Here is a 17109-nt window from a genome sequence, read left to right as displayed (position 1 = left end):
TTTTCTTATAAACCGGTTTACCTAAAGGAGACACTATTCATATGGAATTCGATAAAGAGCTGTTTAAGGAATCGATTCGATCCCGTCTTAAACGTCATTATGGAAAGAAACTTGAAGAAGCCAACAAACACGATATCTACGACGCCGTTTCCTCTGCGGTGATGGACCATATCCAGACGAACTGGATCGCCACCCGCTCAACCTACGAAGACGCCGATACCCGCCAGATGTATTATCTTTCCGCGGAATTTCTCATGGGCCGGGCGCTGAGCAACAATCTGATCAACTTCGGCATCATGAACGCGGTGAAGGAAGTTCTGGACGAACTGGATTTTGAATATACCTCAATCGAAGAGGAAGAACCCGACGCCGGACTCGGAAACGGCGGCCTCGGACGCCTCGCTGCCTGCTTCCTGGACTCTCTCGCGACTCTCGAATATCCCGGCCACGGCTACGGAATCAGATACCAGTACGGAATGTTCGAGCAGCATATCGAAAACGGCTTCCAGGTCGAGTATCCCGACAACTGGCTGAAGCACCGCGATCCGTGGGAAGTAAAGCGTTCCGACCTTGCGGTCAAGGTGCGCTTCGGCGGCACTCCGGTCATGGAGAAGGCCTCGAACGGCCATGTGCATTTCAAGCTGATCGGGGCCGAAGAAATCACCGCGACCCCCTACGACATTCCGATAGTCGGCTATGATACGCGCACCGTCAACCGCCTGCGCCTGTGGGAGGCGAGCTCCGACAACGGCTTCGACCTGCAGCTCTTCAACGACATGCATTACCACCGCGCGGTCGAGCGCCAGAATAACGCAGAAAACATCTCCCGCGTACTGTATCCGAACGATTCCGGTCCTTCCGGAAAAGCCCTGCGCCTCAAGCAGCAGTACTTCTTCTCGTCCGCGAGCCTTCAGGACCTTCTGGCCAAATTCAAGCGGGACCACGGAAGCGACTTCGCCAAATTCCCGCAGTTCAACGTCATCCAGCTCAACGACACCCATCCGGTCGTCGCCATTCCGGAACTGATGCGCTTGCTCATCGACGAGGAAGGCATGGGCTGGGAGGCTGCCTGGGACGTCGTTTCCAGGACCTTCGCCTATACGAACCACACCATCCTCGCCGAAGCGCTCGAAAAATGGCCCATCGAGATTTTCCAGGGCCTCGTTCCCCGCGTGTATCAGATCGTGGAGGAAATCAACCGCCGCTTCCTGATCGAACTCAGGGAAAAATTCCCCGGAGACTGGAAGAGACAGAACGATATGTCCATCATCGGCGAAGGCATGATCCGCATGGCCTGGCTCGCCATCGTCGGCTGCTTCTCCGTAAACGGAGTAGCCGCCCTCCATACCGAGCTTCTCAAGAGCACCGAGCTCTCCGATTGGTATGGTCTCTATCCTCAGAAGTTCAACAACAAGACGAACGGCGTCACTCAGCGGCGCTGGCTTCTTTCCGCGAACCCGGAGCTCGCTTCCTTCATTACCGCCAAAATCGGCCATGGATGGGAGAAAGACCTTTCTAAGCTGAAGAAGCTCGAGAAGTTCGCGGACGACAAGGCCGCGCTCGAAGAGTTCATGCAGATCAAGTACCGCAACAAGATCCGCCTCGCAAAATATTTGAAGGAAACCCAGAACATCTTCATCGATCCGGACTCGATCTTCGACGTCCAGATCAAACGCCTTCACGAGTACAAGCGGCAGCTGTTGAATATCCTCCACGTGATGCACCTCTATAACCGGATTCTCGAGAATCCCTCGGTCGACTTTGTTCCCCGCACCTTCATTTTCGGCGCGAAGGCCGCGTCCGGCTACCGCAGGGCGAAGAGCATCATCAAGCTGATAAACACCGTCGGCGACCGGATCAACAACGATCACCGGGTTAAAGGCCGCCTCCGCGTCGTCTTCGTTGAAAACTACCGCGTCTCACTCGCTGAAAAGCTCTTCCCCGCATCCGACGTGTCGGAGCAGATTTCCACCGCGGGAAAGGAAGCGTCCGGCACCGGAAACATGAAGTTCATGCTCAACGGAGCCCTTACCGTCGGAACCCTGGACGGAGCGAACATCGAAATCGTCGAGGAAGCCGGAGCCGAAAACGCCTTTATCTTCGGCCTTACCACCGAGCAGATTCAGAAGATCGAGGCGGAACACTCCTACAACCCCCAGGAAATTCTTTCCTCTCATCCGGCTCTGCAGGCCGTGCTGACCCAGCTCATAGACGGAACCTACGGCTCCGCCGGCGACGCGCTCTTCCGGGAGCTCTACGATTCGCTGGTGTACGGAGTCGAAGGCCAGCGCCCCGACGTGTACTACGTTCTCGCGGACTTCCAGTCCTATGTCGAAGCGCAGGAGAAAATTTCCGCCGCCTATGCCGACCGCCTCGGCTGGGCGAAAAAGGCCCTTCTCAACGTGGCGCGCGGCGGAAAATTCAGTTCCGACCGCACAATCGAGGATTACGTGCGGGATATCTGGAAACTCAAGAAGATTGTGATACAATAAGGTCTCGCGCCTGTCGAAACCTCAAGCCCCGGCGTCATAGGCCGGGGCTTTTTGTTGCCTCCGGCAGCGGCCGTTTCGATAACGGCATTCATCCAGGGCCTTGCAGGCACTCGAAAGAATTAAGGAGCAATCTCATGAAAAAACGAAGTTTGATCATCGCAGCCCTGCTGTTCGCGGCATCGGCATCCCTGGTCTGGGCGCAGGAAGCGCCGAAAAAGGTTCTTTCCGCGAAAGACGTATCCGCCTTCATTTCGAATTACGATTCGATCCAGACTGATATGGACGCCCTCGGAGACAAGTACGACGATTTTTTCGATATGGAAGATGAAACCGCCGCCGATCCGGGAGCGATGATAGCCTATGTCCGCGGCCTTTCGATACCGGCCGAAATTCAGGGCGTTTTCAAGAAGAACGGCTTCGGAGACAACGGGTTTGAAAAGTTCATTGTGATTTCCTACGGGGCTTCCGTCATTTATATGGAAGAAATGATGGCTACCCAGATGGATGAATACAAGGACATGCCGGAAATGCAGGCGTATATCGAACAGGCGAGCGCCGGCGTAAAAGCCATGCGCGAAACGCTCCATGATTCCGATTTGTCGTTGATTAAGGCCAGAAAGGACGAATTGATCGCGCTTCTGATGGAGGAAGGCGAAGAATAGAATCGCTCTTGGCTGCCGCCGCCCCGGCGCTCCCTCGGCTACATTACTTTCTGAGCGGCGTCCGCGAGCTGAAAATGAAAGCTTTCATGCAGGGCCGACGGTATGCTGGTGAAGCGGATGCCGTATCGGTAGCTTCCTCTTTTCTTCTTTACCCAGGTGATCACTCCGGTTGCGGGAACTTCGCGATTGTCTTCGTCGGGATTGGTAAGCACGAGCTGTATCTCCGCATCGACCGGAAGCCGCACCGGGCACTCGAACTGGATTCCCCCCAGCGAAACATTGTGCGCCACGATTCCCTCAAGCGGGTCGGGACCGTTTTCCGGATAGAGTTTAACGTCCCAGGAAACCTGATACCGGCCGAATTTCCGCCGCTCCGCCCCCGCGCTGACGATTCTGTCCTTGCCGGAAAATTTTGCCTGATAGAGCGACGTATCCGCCGCGAGTATGAGATTCTCAAGCGTTTGCGCGGACAGCGGCCATGAGGCCGTGCCTGCCGAGAACGTGATTGCGTGGAGCTGGAAAAAGACGTCCGCCTTCAGGGCGTTCCGGATTCGGTTCGCCAGAATGACCGCTCCTTCGGAATCGGTTTCCGGAAGGATTATCAGAAACTCCTCTCCGCCGTATCGGCAGACCATATCTTCTTCCCGAACCGAATCCCGAATGAGATCCGCCAGGTTGCGGAGCACCTCGTCGCCGAACTGGTGGCCTTTGGTGTCGTTGATGGTCTTGAAATTATCGATATCGAGGAGGGCTATGGAAAACTCTTTTCCGTAGCGTTCGCACCGGGTCAGCTCCTTGCGGAGTATCACGTCCATATACCGGCGGTTTAACAGACCGGTCAGCGGATCGACCATGGCGAGGCGTTCGGTCTGGCGAAACACGTTGATTTCCACGATGAGGGGCGAGTTGAGAAGCTGGGTTTTATCGGTGAAGTAATCGACTATCGCTGTATGAATGCCGACCGGCCTTCCAAGGCTCGTTTCCAGGCTCTGCGCGTTGTCGAGGATTCCCTCCCAGTGGCGCCCGGCTTCGTCTTCAGAAAAATCGAGGTGTATGAATTGTTCGAGAAACCGAGCGCATGAAGAGCCTTCGGGAATTCGGGGGAAATCCTTCCCGCCGGGTTCGTTTCCGCGCGCCGATGGAACCGAAGCCGGCGCGCCGCTTTTCACTTGTTTCATGCTTGACCTTCCGGATAACTTTTGGGCCATTATAACCCCGCTTACTTTCATTTGTCGAGCTGAACAGCGTTTTCCTTAAGTTAATTCTTGCCAGGCCTCGGCGAGCGGCACGCCGGATAAATGGGAGCAACGCCGCCCGCGAGCGGCACGCCGCCTGCGCGCTGTGCCGGCGGGTGTTCTCCCCGCGAGCAAGGGTCAGGGAGCGGCTTTTTCGAGGAGGTGGAGCACTTCTTCTATCTTTTTGTTTCTGTCTTCCGGCGAACCGGTTTCGAAGGACTCGCGGACGCAGCTGTGCATGTGGGCTTTCATAACTTCCAGCTGCGTTTTTTTCAGGATGGACGAGGTCGCCTGTATCTGGTTCGAGATGTCCATGCAGTACCGGTCTTCTTCGATCATCCTGAGTATGCCGTCGATCTGGCCCCGGGCTGTCTTGAGAAGACGCGATACCTTTTCCGCGTCCGCCATCATTTGATCACCGCGTATCCGGCTTTTTCAACGGCCTGAGTGAGCTGTTCGAGGGGAAAGCCTTCCGGCGCCTCAACGGTAGCGTACGCTTCGGCGAGGTTCACCCGGGCCGAAACGCCGGGAAGAGAGTTCAGCGCTTTTTCCACGCGGGCTGAGCAATGTCCGCAGGACATTCCCTGTATTTTGAGCGTAACTGTCATTTTGCCGTCTCCTTTCTGAAAAAATTGAGTCTGAGGGCGTTCAGCACGACCGAAACCGAGCTGAAGCTCATCGCGGCGGCCGCGATCATGGGATTGAGCGTCCAGCCGAAAAATCCGTAGAACACGCCGGCCGCGACCGGAATTCCGAGGGTATTGTAAATCAGCGCCCAGAACAGGTTTTCCCTGATGTTCCTGATCACCGATTTTCCCAGTTTTAGAGCCGTTACCGCGTCCCGGAGGTCGCTGTTCACCAGCACGATGTCGGCAGAGTCGATGGCGATGTCCGTTCCCGCCCCGATCGCGATTCCGACATCCGCCGCCACGAGCGAGGGTGCGTCGTTTATTCCGTCGCCCACCATGGCGACTATCCGTCCTTCCTGTTTCAGCTCGCGGATGACGGCCGCCTTTCCGTCGGGAAGAAGCTCAGAATACACGCGCTTTATGCCGACCTGCTTTCGGATTCCCTCCGCGGTTCTGCGGTTGTCTCCGGTCAGCATGATGACCTCGATTCCCGCTGCCTCCAGAGCGGCTACCGCTTCGCGGCTTCCCTGCTTGATCACGTCTGCCACCGCGACGACTCCCAGGGGGCGGCCCTCTCCGCCGAAGCAGAAGGGCGTTTTGCCGTCGGATGAGAGGCGGGCGACTTCCGGGAGAAGCGGGTCGACCGGTATGCCGTTTTCAGCGAGCAGCTGGGGGCCGCCGGCGAAATACCGCTTGCCGTTGACGATCGCCTCCACTCCCTTTCCGGGATGAGCCTGGAAAAAGTCTGTTTTTGCCGGTTTGATGCCCGATTGCTCGGCTTCCTTGAGGATGGCCCAGGCAAGGGGATGCTCCGAGGGGTTCTCTATCGCCGCCGCCAGGGACAACAGTTCGTTGTGATCGAGGTCGGAGACGGAAATAATATCCGTGACGCGGGGCTTTCCCGCCGTAATGGTACCCGTTTTATCGAGCACGACGGTGTCTACCCGGTGCGCGATTTCCAGGGCTTCTGCGCTTTTTACCAGTATGCCGTTCCGCGCGCCGACTCCCGTGCCGACCATGATGGCGGTGGGCGTCGCGAGACCGAGGGCGCAGGGGCAGGATATGACGAGAACGGCGATCGCTACGGGAAGGGCGAACGAAACCGGATAGCCGAGAATGAGCCACACGATGAACGAAACAACCGCAATCCCGATGACGGCGGGCACGAACCAGAGGCTGATTCTGTCCGCGAGCTTCGAGATGGGCGCTTTGGAGGACGCGGCCTCCTCGACCAGGCGGATAATCCGGGCGAGCGTCGTGTCGTCTCCGACCCGCTCAGCCTTGAAAACGCAGTATCCGGTGAGGTTCACCGACGCGCTCCACACCCGGTCGCCGACGGCTTTCTGGGCAGGCAGGCTTTCGCCGGTGAGGGCCGAGGCGTCCACGGTGGTTCCCCCCTCCACGATGATGCCGTCAACCGGGATGTACTGGCCGGGCCGTATCACGACGAGATCTCCTATCGCAATCCCGGAAACCGGAATTGATTCATCTCTGCCGTTTCTCCGAACGGTCGCGGTATCGGGCCGGAGATTGACGAGACGGCTGATAGCGTCCGTCGTTCTTTTTTTCGCCCGCTCTTCCAGAAATTTGCCCAGGGTGATCAGCGAAAGGATCATCGCGGCCGATTCGAAATACAGGTGCATCGCAAGCTCGTCCGCCTGTTCAGGCTGTCCCCGGCTGAGCGCCACGGCCATCGCGTAAATGATCCACACCCCCCAGAACGTCGCCGCCGCGGAGCCTATCGCGATGAGCGAATCCATATTCGGCGCCCGCCTCCAGAGAGCGGAAAAGCCCTTCGCAAAGTAGACCCGGTTCGCGGCAAGAACCGGCAGCACCAGGAGAAACTGGGTGAAGGCGAAAATAAAGGCGTTGTTTTTTCCGTGGAGGAAGGCAGGCAGCGGCCAGGCGAGCATATGCCCCATCGCGATGTAGACGAGGGGTATTGAAAAAACGAATGAAACGGCCAGACGGCCCGTCATCGAGGTTTCGCCGGCGGATCGTTTCCTGCCGGGCTCCTGCCCGCTTCCCGGTGCGGACGCTGTCCGTTGGTCCTGCGCCCCGTCGGTCTTGAGCGAAGCTCCGTATCCTCCTTCTTTTACCGCAGCGATGATCTGTTCTGGCGCGAGGGTTTTTTCGTCGAAGGTCACCGTGAGTCCGTTGGTCAGGAGTTGTACTTCCGCCTTTTGCACGCCGGCGAGAGCGCCGACATCCTTTTCGACATGGGCTGAACATGCGGAACACGACATTCCGGTTATATCGAACTGAAGGGTCTTCATCAAATTGACTCCTGTATGCGTACTATCCGTCTCACCACACCCCCGGGGGGTGTCTATTGTTAATCTAACCTCACTTGCGCGAACAGTCAAGCGCCGGCCCGATTTTTCGCTGGCAGTCTGAATTATTGCGAAGTATATTGACTAGAACGAGGATGGAAAAAAGATGAAGAAAACTACTTTGTACGCGATCGGCGCAGGGGCGATCCTGCTTGCCGCGGTTGTTTATTTCGTTATTTCAAAGCCCGACGCGGTGTCCGGGGCGACGGCATGGGCCGCTCCTCCCGCCTCTGAAACGGTTTCGGTGGAAGCGCTCACGGCGACTGAGGACGTGCTCGTCGATTCAGTCTCCGCCTCCGGGGTGGTGTCCGGCATAAACGAAGCCGTCGTGGTTTCGGAGACTCAGGGCATCATCAGGTCCCTGGATTTCACCCTCGGCGATTCCGTGCAAAAGGGGCAAGCCCTTTTAAAAGTGGACGACAGCATCGCCTCTCTTAATCTTCAGCGGGCGAAGGATCAGCTCGAGACCGCGGAAATCGAGCTGAGGGGCACCGAGCGCCTCGCCGAAAGCGGCGGAGCCTCGACGGCCCAGCTCACCCGGGCGCGCAGTTCCATGAGCGCGGCCCGAGCTCAGTATGAAACGGCGCTCAAGGCCTGGAACGACACCACTCTGCGGGCTCCTATTTCCGGAGTAGTTTCCTCCCGGGAAGACGCCGCGACTGTTGGAAACATCATATCCGCCTTCGCGCGGGTGGCCCGCATCGTGGACAATTCGGCGTTCAGGGTGCAGGTGTCGCTCGGCGAGCGCGAAATAGGCCTGGTGCAGGTCGGCGCGGAAGCCGCAGTCTATGTGCCTTCCGCCCTGGGCGAGGAAGAGATTTCCGCCCGCGTGACGGCGGTAGGCGAGGGCGCCGACCCCAGCACCGGCAGCTTTCCGGTGGTCGTCAGCTTCGATAACAAGTGGGGCAGCCGGGTGAAGTCCGGCATGTCGGCCGCGGTCGAAATAGCCATCGCCGAGGGAAAGCAAACCGTTGTGGTTCCGCTTTCCTCCGTGCTTCGCAGGAACGACCGGCATGCGGTGTTCGTGGACGAGGGCGGAAAGGCCCGCGTGCGGGAAGTGGTTCTCGGCAGAACCTCCGGCGTGCGCGCCGAAGTGCTTTCCGGCCTCGAGCCGGGAGAGACCCTCATCATCAGCGCTTTGACGCGGCTTCGGGACGGCGTTTCTGTTTCTTCGACGAACCGCGGCGATAGCGGAACGCGGGAATAAGGGGGGAACATAATGAGCCTCCCCAAATTTTCGGTAGACAATCATGTGCTTCTCAATATTCTGCTGGTAACCCTTATCTCTCTCGGGCTTATCAGTCTGGTGCGCCTCCCGCAGGAGCAGTTCTCGGAAGTTCCTTTTTATTGGGTTAATATCGCCGTCCCCTATCCCGGCGCCTCCGCCGACGATATCGAGCGGTCTGTAACCCGCAAGATAGAACAGGAAATGCAGGGGTTGGACAGCCTCAAGCGGATATCCAGCGTAACCGGAGAAGGCCTTTCCGTCGTGCGGGTTGAGTTCGACGACGGCATAAACCAGAACAAATTCGAGCGCCTTTTTCAGGACGTGAGCACGAGGTTTTCGCGCGTGTCCCTGCCGGACGGAACGCTGCAGGCGTCCATCAGCGACTTTTCTTCCAACGATTTTTTGCCGGTGATACAGCTCGCCCTTACCGGCGATGTTTCCTACGAAACCCTGGACGGCGCAGTGCCGCTTCTGAGGGACAGGATTCTCGAGATTCCGGACGTATCCTCTGTGGATGCTGTCGGCCGCTACGACCGCAAGATCGTGATAGACGCGGACAGGGACAAGCTTGAAACCCTGGGAGTCGCGCTTTCGGACGTGGTCCGCGCCGTTCAGCAAAAGAACGTGTCCGTTCCCGGAGGAAGCCTTGAAACCGGCACGCGCGAGTACCTCCTCAGAACCGTGGGCGATCTGCGCGGCGTTTCGGACTTCGACCGCGTCATCGTCAGGCGGAGCGGGCAGAACGGGGCCATACTGCATGTCGGGGAACTGGCGGCGGTGCGCGACGTATTCGAAGCCGATTCCGGGGAAGTTCGCTTTAACGGAAAAAACGCGATCCTCCTTGAAGTGACGAAGGTTCCCCGGGGAAACGCCATCGGCATCACCGGCGGCATTGAAACGCTTTTAACCGACGGTTCCATCGTGCTTCCCGAGGGCGTAACCGTAATGACGCTCAACGACTCGACCGTGCAGATCAGGGACTCGATTTCCGTGCTGGTCACAAACGCCGTGCAGGGCCTCTTCCTGCTCGTCGCGATCCTTTTTTTCTTCGTCGGGCTCCGAAACGCGCTGATGACGGCCCTCGGCATACCCGTCACCTTCGCCATCACCTTCGTGATTCTGGAGCTGCTCGGCGAAACCCTGAACTCGAACACCCTTTTCGGTTTGGTTCTGGTGCTCGGCATGATAGTCGACCACGCGATCGTTTTGACGGAAAACGCCCTGCGCCTTCGGCAGGACGGACTGGATTCAAGAACGGCAGCCATTCAGGGCGCCGAGGAAGTCATGTGGCCGATCGTCGCCTCCGCGCTGACGACCATGGCGGCCTTCATTCCCCTGATGATACTTCCGGGAACGATCGGCAAATTCCTTCGCGTAATTCCCCTTGTCGTGACCGTGGCGCTCGGCGTTTCAACAATAGAGTCCATCATTTTCATACCATCCCATCTGGTTCACTGGCCGGGGAAGGGCAGGGCTTTGAAAGACGATGTGTTTTCGCGGATAAAGCCCGCTTTCGCCCGCATCGTTTCGGTGTTGTACGACCGCAGGGGCGCGACCGTCGGCGGCTTTTTCGCCGTGGCCCTGCTCATATTCTCCACCCTCGCCTTCGTCCGCGTCGACCTTTTCTCCGCCGAGGACTTTTCTCTGTTCTATATTGAAATAGAAATGCCGAACGGGGCGAATCGCGCGGAAACCTCCCGGATCGTGCGGGAATACGAGAACCGCCTGCTCCCCCTTGTCGGGAACGGCGAGGTGACGAACATCGTCTCTACGATCGGAGCGGCTTCCGGAAACGCCGCCGAAATTCTGGTTGACCTCGAAGAGCTCAAAGACGGACGGAAGCGTTCCATAACCGCCGTCCTCGACGACGCGAAAAAACTGACTCAGGACATTCCCGGAACCGAGAACGTGCTCTTCCGCAAAGCCCAGTCGGGCCCTCCGACGAGCTCTCCGGTGGGCTTCCGCCTGCGGGGCGACGACTACGCCGCGCTCGAGAGGGCCAGCGCGGGGATTCAGGAGAAGCTCGCCTCCTATCCCGAACTCTTCAATATAGAAGACACCCTTGAATCGGGAACTCCCGAACTCAGAATCAAGATCAACGAAGAACGGGCGGCCGCGTACGGACTCAGCGTTTCCGCAGTCGGCGGCTTTATCCGCGGCGTGCGCGACGGCATTCCCGCCGGTTCAATCTTCGTTAACAACGAAGAAATCGACGTTATCGTGCGCTACGACGGAGCGGACGCATCCGCCTCGATTGCCAGTTTGCAGGAGCTTCGCATGCCGACTCCTTCGGGCAAGCTCATCCCCTTTTCCGCGGTGTGCACGATCGAGCTCGCGGAAGGCCTCGCGAGCATCAAGCGGGTCGACGGCAAGCGGGAAGTGAGCGTCTCCGCAGAAGCCCGGGACAAGAAGGGCGTTCCCTCGATCAATCAGGAAATCGAGCGATGGTTCCGCCAGGAATTCGCGCCCGAGAATCCGGGAGTCGAACTCGTGACCGGCGGAGAATTCTCCGAATTCGCGGACCTTCTCCTTCAGATACTCCGGGTATTCCTGCTCGGCGTCTTCCTGATTTACGCCATTCTGGGAGCCCAATTCAAGTCCTATACCCAGCCCTTCATCATTCTGCTTTCGATCCCGATGGCCTTCGCCGGAGTGTTCCTCTTCCTCGCGGTTTCAGGGACGCCGTTCTCGACGACGGTTCTCTACGCGGCGGTCGCCCTCGCGGGAATATCGGTGAACGACACGATTGTGCTGATCGATTTCATCAATATCGACCGAGCGAAGGGAATGCCGGTGAGGGAGGCCGTAATCGACGCCGCTTCGCTCCGCCTCAGGCCCATTCTGCTCACCTCTCTCACCACCATAGCCGGCCTGCTGCCCACCGCGATCGGAATCGGCGGATATTCGGCGGTGTGGAGCCCCATGGCGAGCACCATCGTATTCGGCCTCGTATTTTCCACGGTTACCGCCGTAACGGTCATTCCCGCGATGTACGGCATCTTGTACGATCCCCGGGGCGGCCGGCATTTCAACCGGCTGAGATTCGCGGTTTCCGGGGCTTTCGGAAAGCTTGCGGCGATTATGGCCGTGAAATTCGCGCACGGAAAAAAGAACGGTAGCGCGTTCTGAGCGTTCACGTGTTATATGTATACAAAGCTCTTTTGTTCGACTTCCGCTTCGGCGGAGGGCGGGCCGGGGGCAGGGAGTCGAACAGTGACGAGAACTGAGTATTTACATGAATTGCGGGATCGCCTTTCCCGTTTGCCGCATTGCGAGCGCGAATCGGTGCTGCGGTATTATGCCGGAGTATTCGACCGGTCAGGTCCTTCAGCGGACGAAGAGACCATGCGGGGTCTTGGAACGCCGGAAAGCGTAGCCTCCCGCATACTCGACGATTGGGAGCGCAAGATGGAGGCGGGCAGATCCTGTTCAAGCTCCGGTTGCGGCGCCGGCGGGCATTACCGCGGACCCGGCTCTTCTTCCCGATGGGGACTCGGCGCGTTCTGGGCCGTCGTTCTGGCGGTGCTGGCCGCTCCGATCGCCCTTCCAGCCCTGCTCGGCCTGCTGGGTCTCGCGTTCGGCGGATTCGCGGCCCTGGCCGCCGTCGGAATCGCCGCTATCGGTTTGATAATCGGGGGAGCTGCGGCCTTCATCGGCGGCTTCGCTGCAATTATTACGTCTCCGGCAACAGCCATCATCGTGTTCGGAGCCGCTTTTCTGTTGTGGGGAATCGGGAAAATCCTGTTTTCGATAATCGGAGCGGCGATCGCGTTGTTGACCGGTTTTCTTGCCTGGGCGATCGGCAGCGGAGGAAGATATGAGAGGTAATTCGCCCCTGGACGGGCTCGGAAAAGGCTTTGTTCTTCTGGTTGTCGGCGCCGTTCTCGTCGCTGTCGGATTATCGATGGGCGGCCGATGGCCCGGCTTCATGCACTGGCGTTTCGACCGCTCGGGCGACGGGTTCAGCTTCGAGCGCGGCTGGGAGAGATCCTGGGGGAGCGCCGACGACGCCGAAGAGGCGGACATAAGCCGGGTGGAAATCATCGAGGGCGTTCTTCCTTCAGGTCTTGAGAAAATCGACGTCTCGCTCGCCGCCGGCAGTTTGGTCATCCGTTCAGGAGACTCGAGCGCTTGGCGTGCTCTGGACTTTCCCTCGGACGGCATCAGGACCGACTCCGACGACGACTCCTTTTCTTTCGAAGAGCGGGACTGGAAGGGCCGATTCTCCTCGAGGCAGGGGTTCAGGATGCCGAAACTGGAAATCACTCTGGGTCCTGAGATACGCTTGCAGGATGTTCATCTGGAACTCGGAGCCGGCAACGTGGAACTCTCGGACTTGGAGACGCTCCGCTTCTCCCTGGAAAATGGAGCGGGTTCAGTTGCCGGCAGAAATATTACCGCCGGCAGCGCGGCTCTCGAAACAGCCGCCGGCTCCGTCGTGTTGACCGCCGCGTCCTTCGACTCCGCCCGCATCGAAACCGGCGCCGGGCGCCTTCAGTTCGAAGGCAGCTTGGGCGACCGCAGCTCGGTCTCTACCGGCATGGGTTCCGTCGGGATGAAGCTTTCAGGCGGCGCGGACCGCTACTTCATCAGGTTCGAGCGCGGACTCGGTTCCGTGAGCATCGACGGAAAATCCTGGAACGGCGCCGGGAACGGGACTGCCGGAGATTCTTCTGCTCCCGCAACGGTGAATTTGAAAACCGGCCTCGGTTCCATCAGAATCGATTTTTAACGCCGACCGGCTTTAAAATAAAGGCGCCGGGCCCGGCTTGAACGCATTCGTTCGCGCCGGCTCGGCGCCTTTTTTTCTGTGCTTTGATCCATAGACGAATCGAACGTCCGACCTGTTGCTTAGGAGGCAACCGCTCTATCCAACTGAGCTAATGGATCAATAATACGGCAACTATATACCGGATGGGCCCTCGTGGGCAATACGCCCCGGCAGAACTGATTTTTATTTTCCGCATCCCGGACCCCGTGATACTATACCAGCATGAAAAAGTCGAACATCGCGCAGTCCTTCCGCGCGAATCCGCCGGCCTTCGCACTCGCCGTCCTCGCGGCCCTCTCGGCGGCCCTCCTCTTGGCTATCGGCGTCCGCTACGCCGTCAACCGAATGACGCTTTCCGGGGCCGAGCGATTTCTTGCCCGTCCCGAGTCGGCCCTCGTCCTCGAGACCGTGCGCTTTTCCCGCTATCTCGTTCAGGCTTCTCCCGCCGGAGCCGACCCCCGTTTTTTCCGGGCCGCCGTCTATCACGCGAGGGGAGAGGCGTCAGTCGTCTGCGATTTGCGGCGGGCGGCGATCGACGAACGGCGGACCGACTGGCTCAACCGCGTTCTCGTTTTGCGGACCGACTGGCGGAGCGCGGACACCGCCTTTCCCGCGTCGGTTCAGGTTTCTCTCGATCCCGCCGACATCACCCTCATCGAAAAAATCGAACCCCGGGGCTACTCGGCGCAAGATATTGAACAGGCTTCCAAAGCCGTCGCCGTGGGAACCGCAACGCTCGGCGCGGCGGCCGGAGCCGGGCTCGGAGGCGCCGCGGGCTCTGCTCTCGGAGCTCTTGCCTCTCCGCTTCCGCGCGTGCTCCGCCTTCCGTCCGCGTCTCGTACGCTCGGAGCGCTGGCGGGAGCCGCAGCCGGAGGAGCCGCCGGCGGGGCGATAAGCGCTCGCGCCGGATTTCTCGCGACCGGCGCCTTCATGGCCGCCCTCTCTTCAGCAGGAGAAGAACTCGACTCTCCGATCCTGCTATCCTCTGCCGCGCGTCCGCTTATTGCACTGGAAATTCTGGGAGCGCCCGGGCGAGAATCTGCCGCTTCCGTTTCCGAGAGATGGGAAGCCGACGCGCGCGAGCGATACGCCGCCCTTGCCGAGCGGAGGATCCGCGAAATCGGGCGCTCTCTCGGTTGGAACGATGTCCTTTTTCTCGAGGGAGGCCCTCGATGAAGCCGCTCTCCCGAAAATGCAAACTCGCCGCCCTGTGCGCTTCGTTTTCCCTCGCGATCGCTCTCTTCGCCTTCCTGCTTGCCGTTCTGTGCAACTCTCTCAGCCCCGGCTTCGCATCGTCGATCGCCTCCGGCATCCCCTTCGTCAGGAATTTCATCGTCAAAACCTGGCCGACATTCCTCTACGCCCAAAGCCGCACAGCCGAAGCCCGCCTCTCGCTTGCTCGAATGGACATCGATTTTCTGCTGTCGATCGAAGGGCCTGAAGGTCGATATATGGAGCTCTGTCCCTATACCGTCGAAGGTTTCCTTGAAATGGGAACGGTCGTCGATGAAGAGCCGTCCCGCTCGTTTTCCATCGCATACGCCGGTTCCTTTTCATACGGGGGCGGCGGAACCGCTCCCTCGCCGGCGGCGGGCAGCGAAACCCGCGCTTGGCGTGCGGCGGAAGATTTCGCGCCTGACTGGAATTCCGTACTCGTGCCCTTTCATCAGGCCTTCCGCGAACGCGCCTACGACATCGCGGTTTCCGATCCGTTCTTCGGCGCCGAATGCCGGAGACTCGCCTCCGAACGGATCGCGGCCGTCTACGGGAATTCCCCCGACAGCCTGATCGATTCGGCGAACTTGCCGGGCCCCGTCGCCCGCAGCGTTTCCGCCGGATTTCTTCCCGTCGCCGTCCGCACCGCCGAACGAATCCCTGCTCGTCGCAATGCGCCAGCTCCTATAGCCGCCCGTTCCGCCGAACCGGAGCCGCGTATTTCCGTTGCCGCGAGTCCGGCCGCACCGGAGCCGCGTAGTCCGATCGCCGCCCGTTCCGCCGAACCGGAGCCGCGTATTTCCGTTGCCGCGCGGCCAGCCGAACCGGAGCTGCGTAGTCCGATCACCGCCCGTTCCGCCGCAGCGGAGCCGCGTATCCCTGTCGCCGCGCGGCCGGCCTCTGCTCTCCGCGACGACAGCGAGTTCTCCGTCTCCGTGTTCGACCCCGGCAATCCCCGCTTATTCCGGCTCACCCCCGCGGGAAAACCGCTCGCAGGTTCATCTCCGGCGCCGCGCCCCGCCGCCGCGAAATCCTTCGCCGCTACAGAGCCTGATGCGCTGTGGCGCGCCTTCGCCTCACGGAACGCCGGGACCAATCTGGTATTCCGGTATCATGATCCGCTCGATCCCCGGCGCCTCTCCTGCTTCGGCTTCGCCGACGCGCGCTTCGACTCAGTGTTTTCGGTTCTTCGCGGCGTGGACGAAATTCTCTGCGTTGAATCTCTCTCTCCAAATGCCGACCGCGGCAATTCCGCTCCCGCCGCATCCGCTCCCGACGGTTCTTCCCTCTACCTCGCGTTTTCATTAGAAACCGCTTCGTTTTCTCTCGAAACCGCTTCGTTTTCATTAGAAACCGCTTCGTTTTCATTAGAAACCGCTGAATCTTCAGGCGAAGCGGAGCGCGCGTCCCGCCTGGAATCTCGTTCGCAGTGGGATGCGTACCGAACGGATTATGAAATCGCTCTGGAGGAGCTTCGCTCGGGCCGAAGAGGCCGGCGCTACGAACTTTCGCGCAGGTCTATGCTGAACAGCGCCTCGCGCATCGCGGATCTTACCGGTTTGGGTCCCTGGACAGACGCGGCTCTTTTCGAAGCGCCTGAAAACGGGACTGTTTTTTCCGCGCTTCCTGAAGACTCGGCAGTTTCCGTTTTGTTCGCTCAGGAAGCGGGAATCCTCGCATCCCTGCTCGAAGGCGGCCTTCCCGCCTATGACCGCGTGTTTAGAAGCGACGGGGACAGAGCTCTTTCCCTGATTCAGGGAGAGGAGACCGCGGGCCAGCTCGCGGCTTTCTTTTGGTCGATCCGAAGGGAATTATCTCTTTCTGAAAATGAAGAGCGCGAGCTCCTGGAAGACATAATCGGAAGCGGAGCCGCGGTGAACAAGGCTCTATTAACGGAACTTGATCGGGGACAGAGGAACGCTCTTCTCGCCGCCTTCGTATCGCGCAGGCTCGACGCCGCAGAGGAGCGCGCTCTTGAAACCGATGAAACGCTCGGAGGCGAAAGCTGGCTCTGGTACGGCGCCGGAGCTCTCGACCGGAAGGCGAGGAAGGGCCGCCTAGACGCCGTCCGGCGCCTGGAGGAACTCGGCCATGTCCGCGGCGATTCCTTGATTCTGGTGTACGCCGATCCCCCGTCCCGAAAGGGCTTTTTTACCCGGTACGACGCCCTCGCGCTGGACTCGGCCGGAGTCACGTTTTATCCTGATTTTTTGCGCTGGATGCCGTCCCTGGTGAATCCCGTCCGGATCGGCTGGGGAGACATTGTCGTGAGCGACTCGTCCGTGCTTGACGGCGACCGGGTGCTGTCTCCGGACCCGATGATCGCGGGATGCCTGCGCCTCGTCAGAGATTCGTGGAATGCGGGCGACTACAACCGCGAACGCGCCTGCGAACTGTTGCGGAGCGATCTTGACCGCGAATTAGCCGAATGGCTGGACCGTCCCCGCTTTCCGTAAAAATTCTTTCATTGATGGGATGAGCGCCGAAACGCGCTGATGAGCGGCAAGGAGGCGCTTGGGGGGAAGCGGAGAAACGTAAAGCCCC

The 17109-nt window shown here is 59.4% G+C and carries 12 protein-coding genes and 1 tRNA gene; 8 read left to right on the top strand and 5 right to left on the bottom strand.

Going from position 1 to position 17109, the window contains the following annotated elements; all coding sequences use genetic code 11:
- Nucleotides 1-41: 41 nt before the first annotated feature.
- Both K7J14_RS05395 and K7J14_RS05390 read left to right on the top strand, forming a co-directional pair.
- Entirely contained in the window at nt 42-2492 is a 2451-nt protein-coding gene (locus K7J14_RS05395; RefSeq protein WP_230754075.1) for a glycogen/starch/alpha-glucan phosphorylase, read from the top strand.
- 134 nt (nt 2493-2626) lie between these two features.
- Nucleotides 2627-3154: a hypothetical protein gene (locus K7J14_RS05390; protein ID WP_230754073.1), complete on the top strand. Its 528-nt coding sequence runs from the start codon at nt 2627-2629 to the stop codon at nt 3152-3154.
- A 38-nt stretch (nt 3155-3192) separates the two neighbouring features.
- Here the strand turns inward: K7J14_RS05390 and K7J14_RS05385 are convergent, their stop codons facing one another.
- The 4 genes from K7J14_RS05385 to K7J14_RS05370 form a co-directional block, all read right to left on the bottom strand.
- Nucleotides 3193-4332 carry a diguanylate cyclase gene (locus tag K7J14_RS05385; RefSeq protein ID WP_230754071.1) on the bottom strand — a complete coding sequence of 380 codons (1140 nt, stop codon included), beginning with the start codon at nt 4330-4332 and terminating at the stop codon, nt 3193-3195.
- Nucleotides 4333-4527: 195 nt separating this feature from the next.
- Nucleotides 4528-4800, bottom strand: coding sequence for a metal-sensing transcriptional repressor (locus tag K7J14_RS05380; protein ID WP_230754048.1), 273 nt, complete (start codon nt 4798-4800; stop codon nt 4528-4530).
- The gene (locus tag K7J14_RS16350) at nt 4797-4997 is read right to left on the bottom strand and encodes a heavy-metal-associated domain-containing protein (protein WP_230754045.1); all 201 of its coding nucleotides are present in this window, start codon (nt 4995-4997) and stop codon (nt 4797-4799) included. Before K7J14_RS16350 ends, K7J14_RS05380 begins: the two co-directional genes overlap by 4 nt.
- Nucleotides 4994-7294: a heavy metal translocating P-type ATPase gene (locus tag K7J14_RS05370; RefSeq protein ID WP_230754043.1), complete on the bottom strand. Its 2301-nt coding sequence runs from the start codon at nt 7292-7294 to the stop codon at nt 4994-4996. Before K7J14_RS05370 ends, K7J14_RS16350 begins: the two co-directional genes overlap by 4 nt.
- Nucleotides 7295-7457: 163 nt before the next feature.
- Between K7J14_RS05370 and K7J14_RS05365 the strand changes: the two genes are divergently transcribed.
- From K7J14_RS05365 to K7J14_RS05350, 4 genes are all read left to right on the top strand, one after another.
- Nucleotides 7458-8558, top strand: a complete 1101-nt coding sequence (locus tag K7J14_RS05365) for an efflux RND transporter periplasmic adaptor subunit (RefSeq protein ID WP_230754042.1) — start codon at nt 7458-7460, stop codon at nt 8556-8558.
- A 12-nt stretch (nt 8559-8570) separates the two neighbouring features.
- Entirely contained in the window at nt 8571-11708 is a 3138-nt protein-coding gene (locus K7J14_RS05360) for an efflux RND transporter permease subunit (protein WP_230754040.1), read from the top strand.
- Nucleotides 11709-11792: 84 nt separating this feature from the next.
- Nucleotides 11793-12407: a DUF1700 domain-containing protein gene (locus K7J14_RS05355; RefSeq protein WP_230754038.1), complete on the top strand. Its 615-nt coding sequence runs from the start codon at nt 11793-11795 to the stop codon at nt 12405-12407.
- Entirely contained in the window at nt 12397-13311 is a 915-nt protein-coding gene (locus K7J14_RS05350; RefSeq protein WP_230754036.1) for a DUF4097 family beta strand repeat-containing protein, read from the top strand. Before K7J14_RS05355 ends, K7J14_RS05350 begins: the two co-directional genes overlap by 11 nt.
- An 84-nt stretch (nt 13312-13395) precedes the next feature.
- Here K7J14_RS05350 and K7J14_RS05345 read toward each other — a convergent pair.
- Nucleotides 13396-13469: transfer RNA gene (locus K7J14_RS05345), tRNA-Arg, on the bottom strand.
- Nucleotides 13470-13572: 103 nt separating this feature from the next.
- Between K7J14_RS05345 and K7J14_RS05340 the strand changes: the two genes are divergently transcribed.
- On the top strand, nt 13573-14526 hold the full coding sequence (locus K7J14_RS05340; protein ID WP_230754034.1) for a hypothetical protein: 954 nt from the start codon (nt 13573-13575) through the stop codon (nt 14524-14526).
- Nucleotides 14523-17021, top strand: a complete 2499-nt coding sequence (locus K7J14_RS05335) for a hypothetical protein (RefSeq protein ID WP_230754032.1) — start codon at nt 14523-14525, stop codon at nt 17019-17021. The genes K7J14_RS05340 and K7J14_RS05335 overlap by 4 nt, the downstream gene beginning before the upstream one ends.
- Nucleotides 17022-17109 lie beyond the last annotated feature (88 nt).

It is taken from the genome of Teretinema zuelzerae, assembly GCF_021021555.1.
Taxonomy (GTDB): Bacteria; Spirochaetota; Spirochaetia; order Treponematales; family Treponemataceae; genus Teretinema; species Teretinema zuelzerae.
This window is presented reverse-complemented; position numbering and strand designations above follow the sequence as displayed.

Coding starts and splice junctions, on each gene's coding strand:
- K7J14_RS05380 (WP_230754048.1), bottom strand. CDS start 4,800: ATGATGGCGGACGCGGAAAAGGTATCGCGTCTTCTCAAGACAGCCCGG.
- K7J14_RS05390 (WP_230754073.1), top strand. CDS start 2,627: ATGAAAAAACGAAGTTTGATCATCGCAGCCCTGCTGTTCGCGGCATCG.
- K7J14_RS05350 (WP_230754036.1), top strand. CDS start 12,397: ATGAGAGGTAATTCGCCCCTGGACGGGCTCGGAAAAGGCTTTGTTCTT.
- K7J14_RS05395 (WP_230754075.1), top strand. CDS start 42: ATGGAATTCGATAAAGAGCTGTTTAAGGAATCGATTCGATCCCGTCTT.
- K7J14_RS05385 (WP_230754071.1), bottom strand. CDS start 4,332: ATGAAACAAGTGAAAAGCGGCGCGCCGGCTTCGGTTCCATCGGCGCGC.
- K7J14_RS05365 (WP_230754042.1), top strand. CDS start 7,458: ATGAAGAAAACTACTTTGTACGCGATCGGCGCAGGGGCGATCCTGCTT.
- K7J14_RS05335 (WP_230754032.1), top strand. CDS start 14,523: ATGAAGCCGCTCTCCCGAAAATGCAAACTCGCCGCCCTGTGCGCTTCG.
- K7J14_RS05370 (WP_230754043.1), bottom strand. CDS start 7,294: ATGAAGACCCTTCAGTTCGATATAACCGGAATGTCGTGTTCCGCATGT.
- K7J14_RS05340 (WP_230754034.1), top strand. CDS start 13,573: ATGAAAAAGTCGAACATCGCGCAGTCCTTCCGCGCGAATCCGCCGGCC.
- K7J14_RS16350 (WP_230754045.1), bottom strand. CDS start 4,997: ATGACAGTTACGCTCAAAATACAGGGAATGTCCTGCGGACATTGCTCA.
- K7J14_RS05360 (WP_230754040.1), top strand. CDS start 8,571: ATGAGCCTCCCCAAATTTTCGGTAGACAATCATGTGCTTCTCAATATT.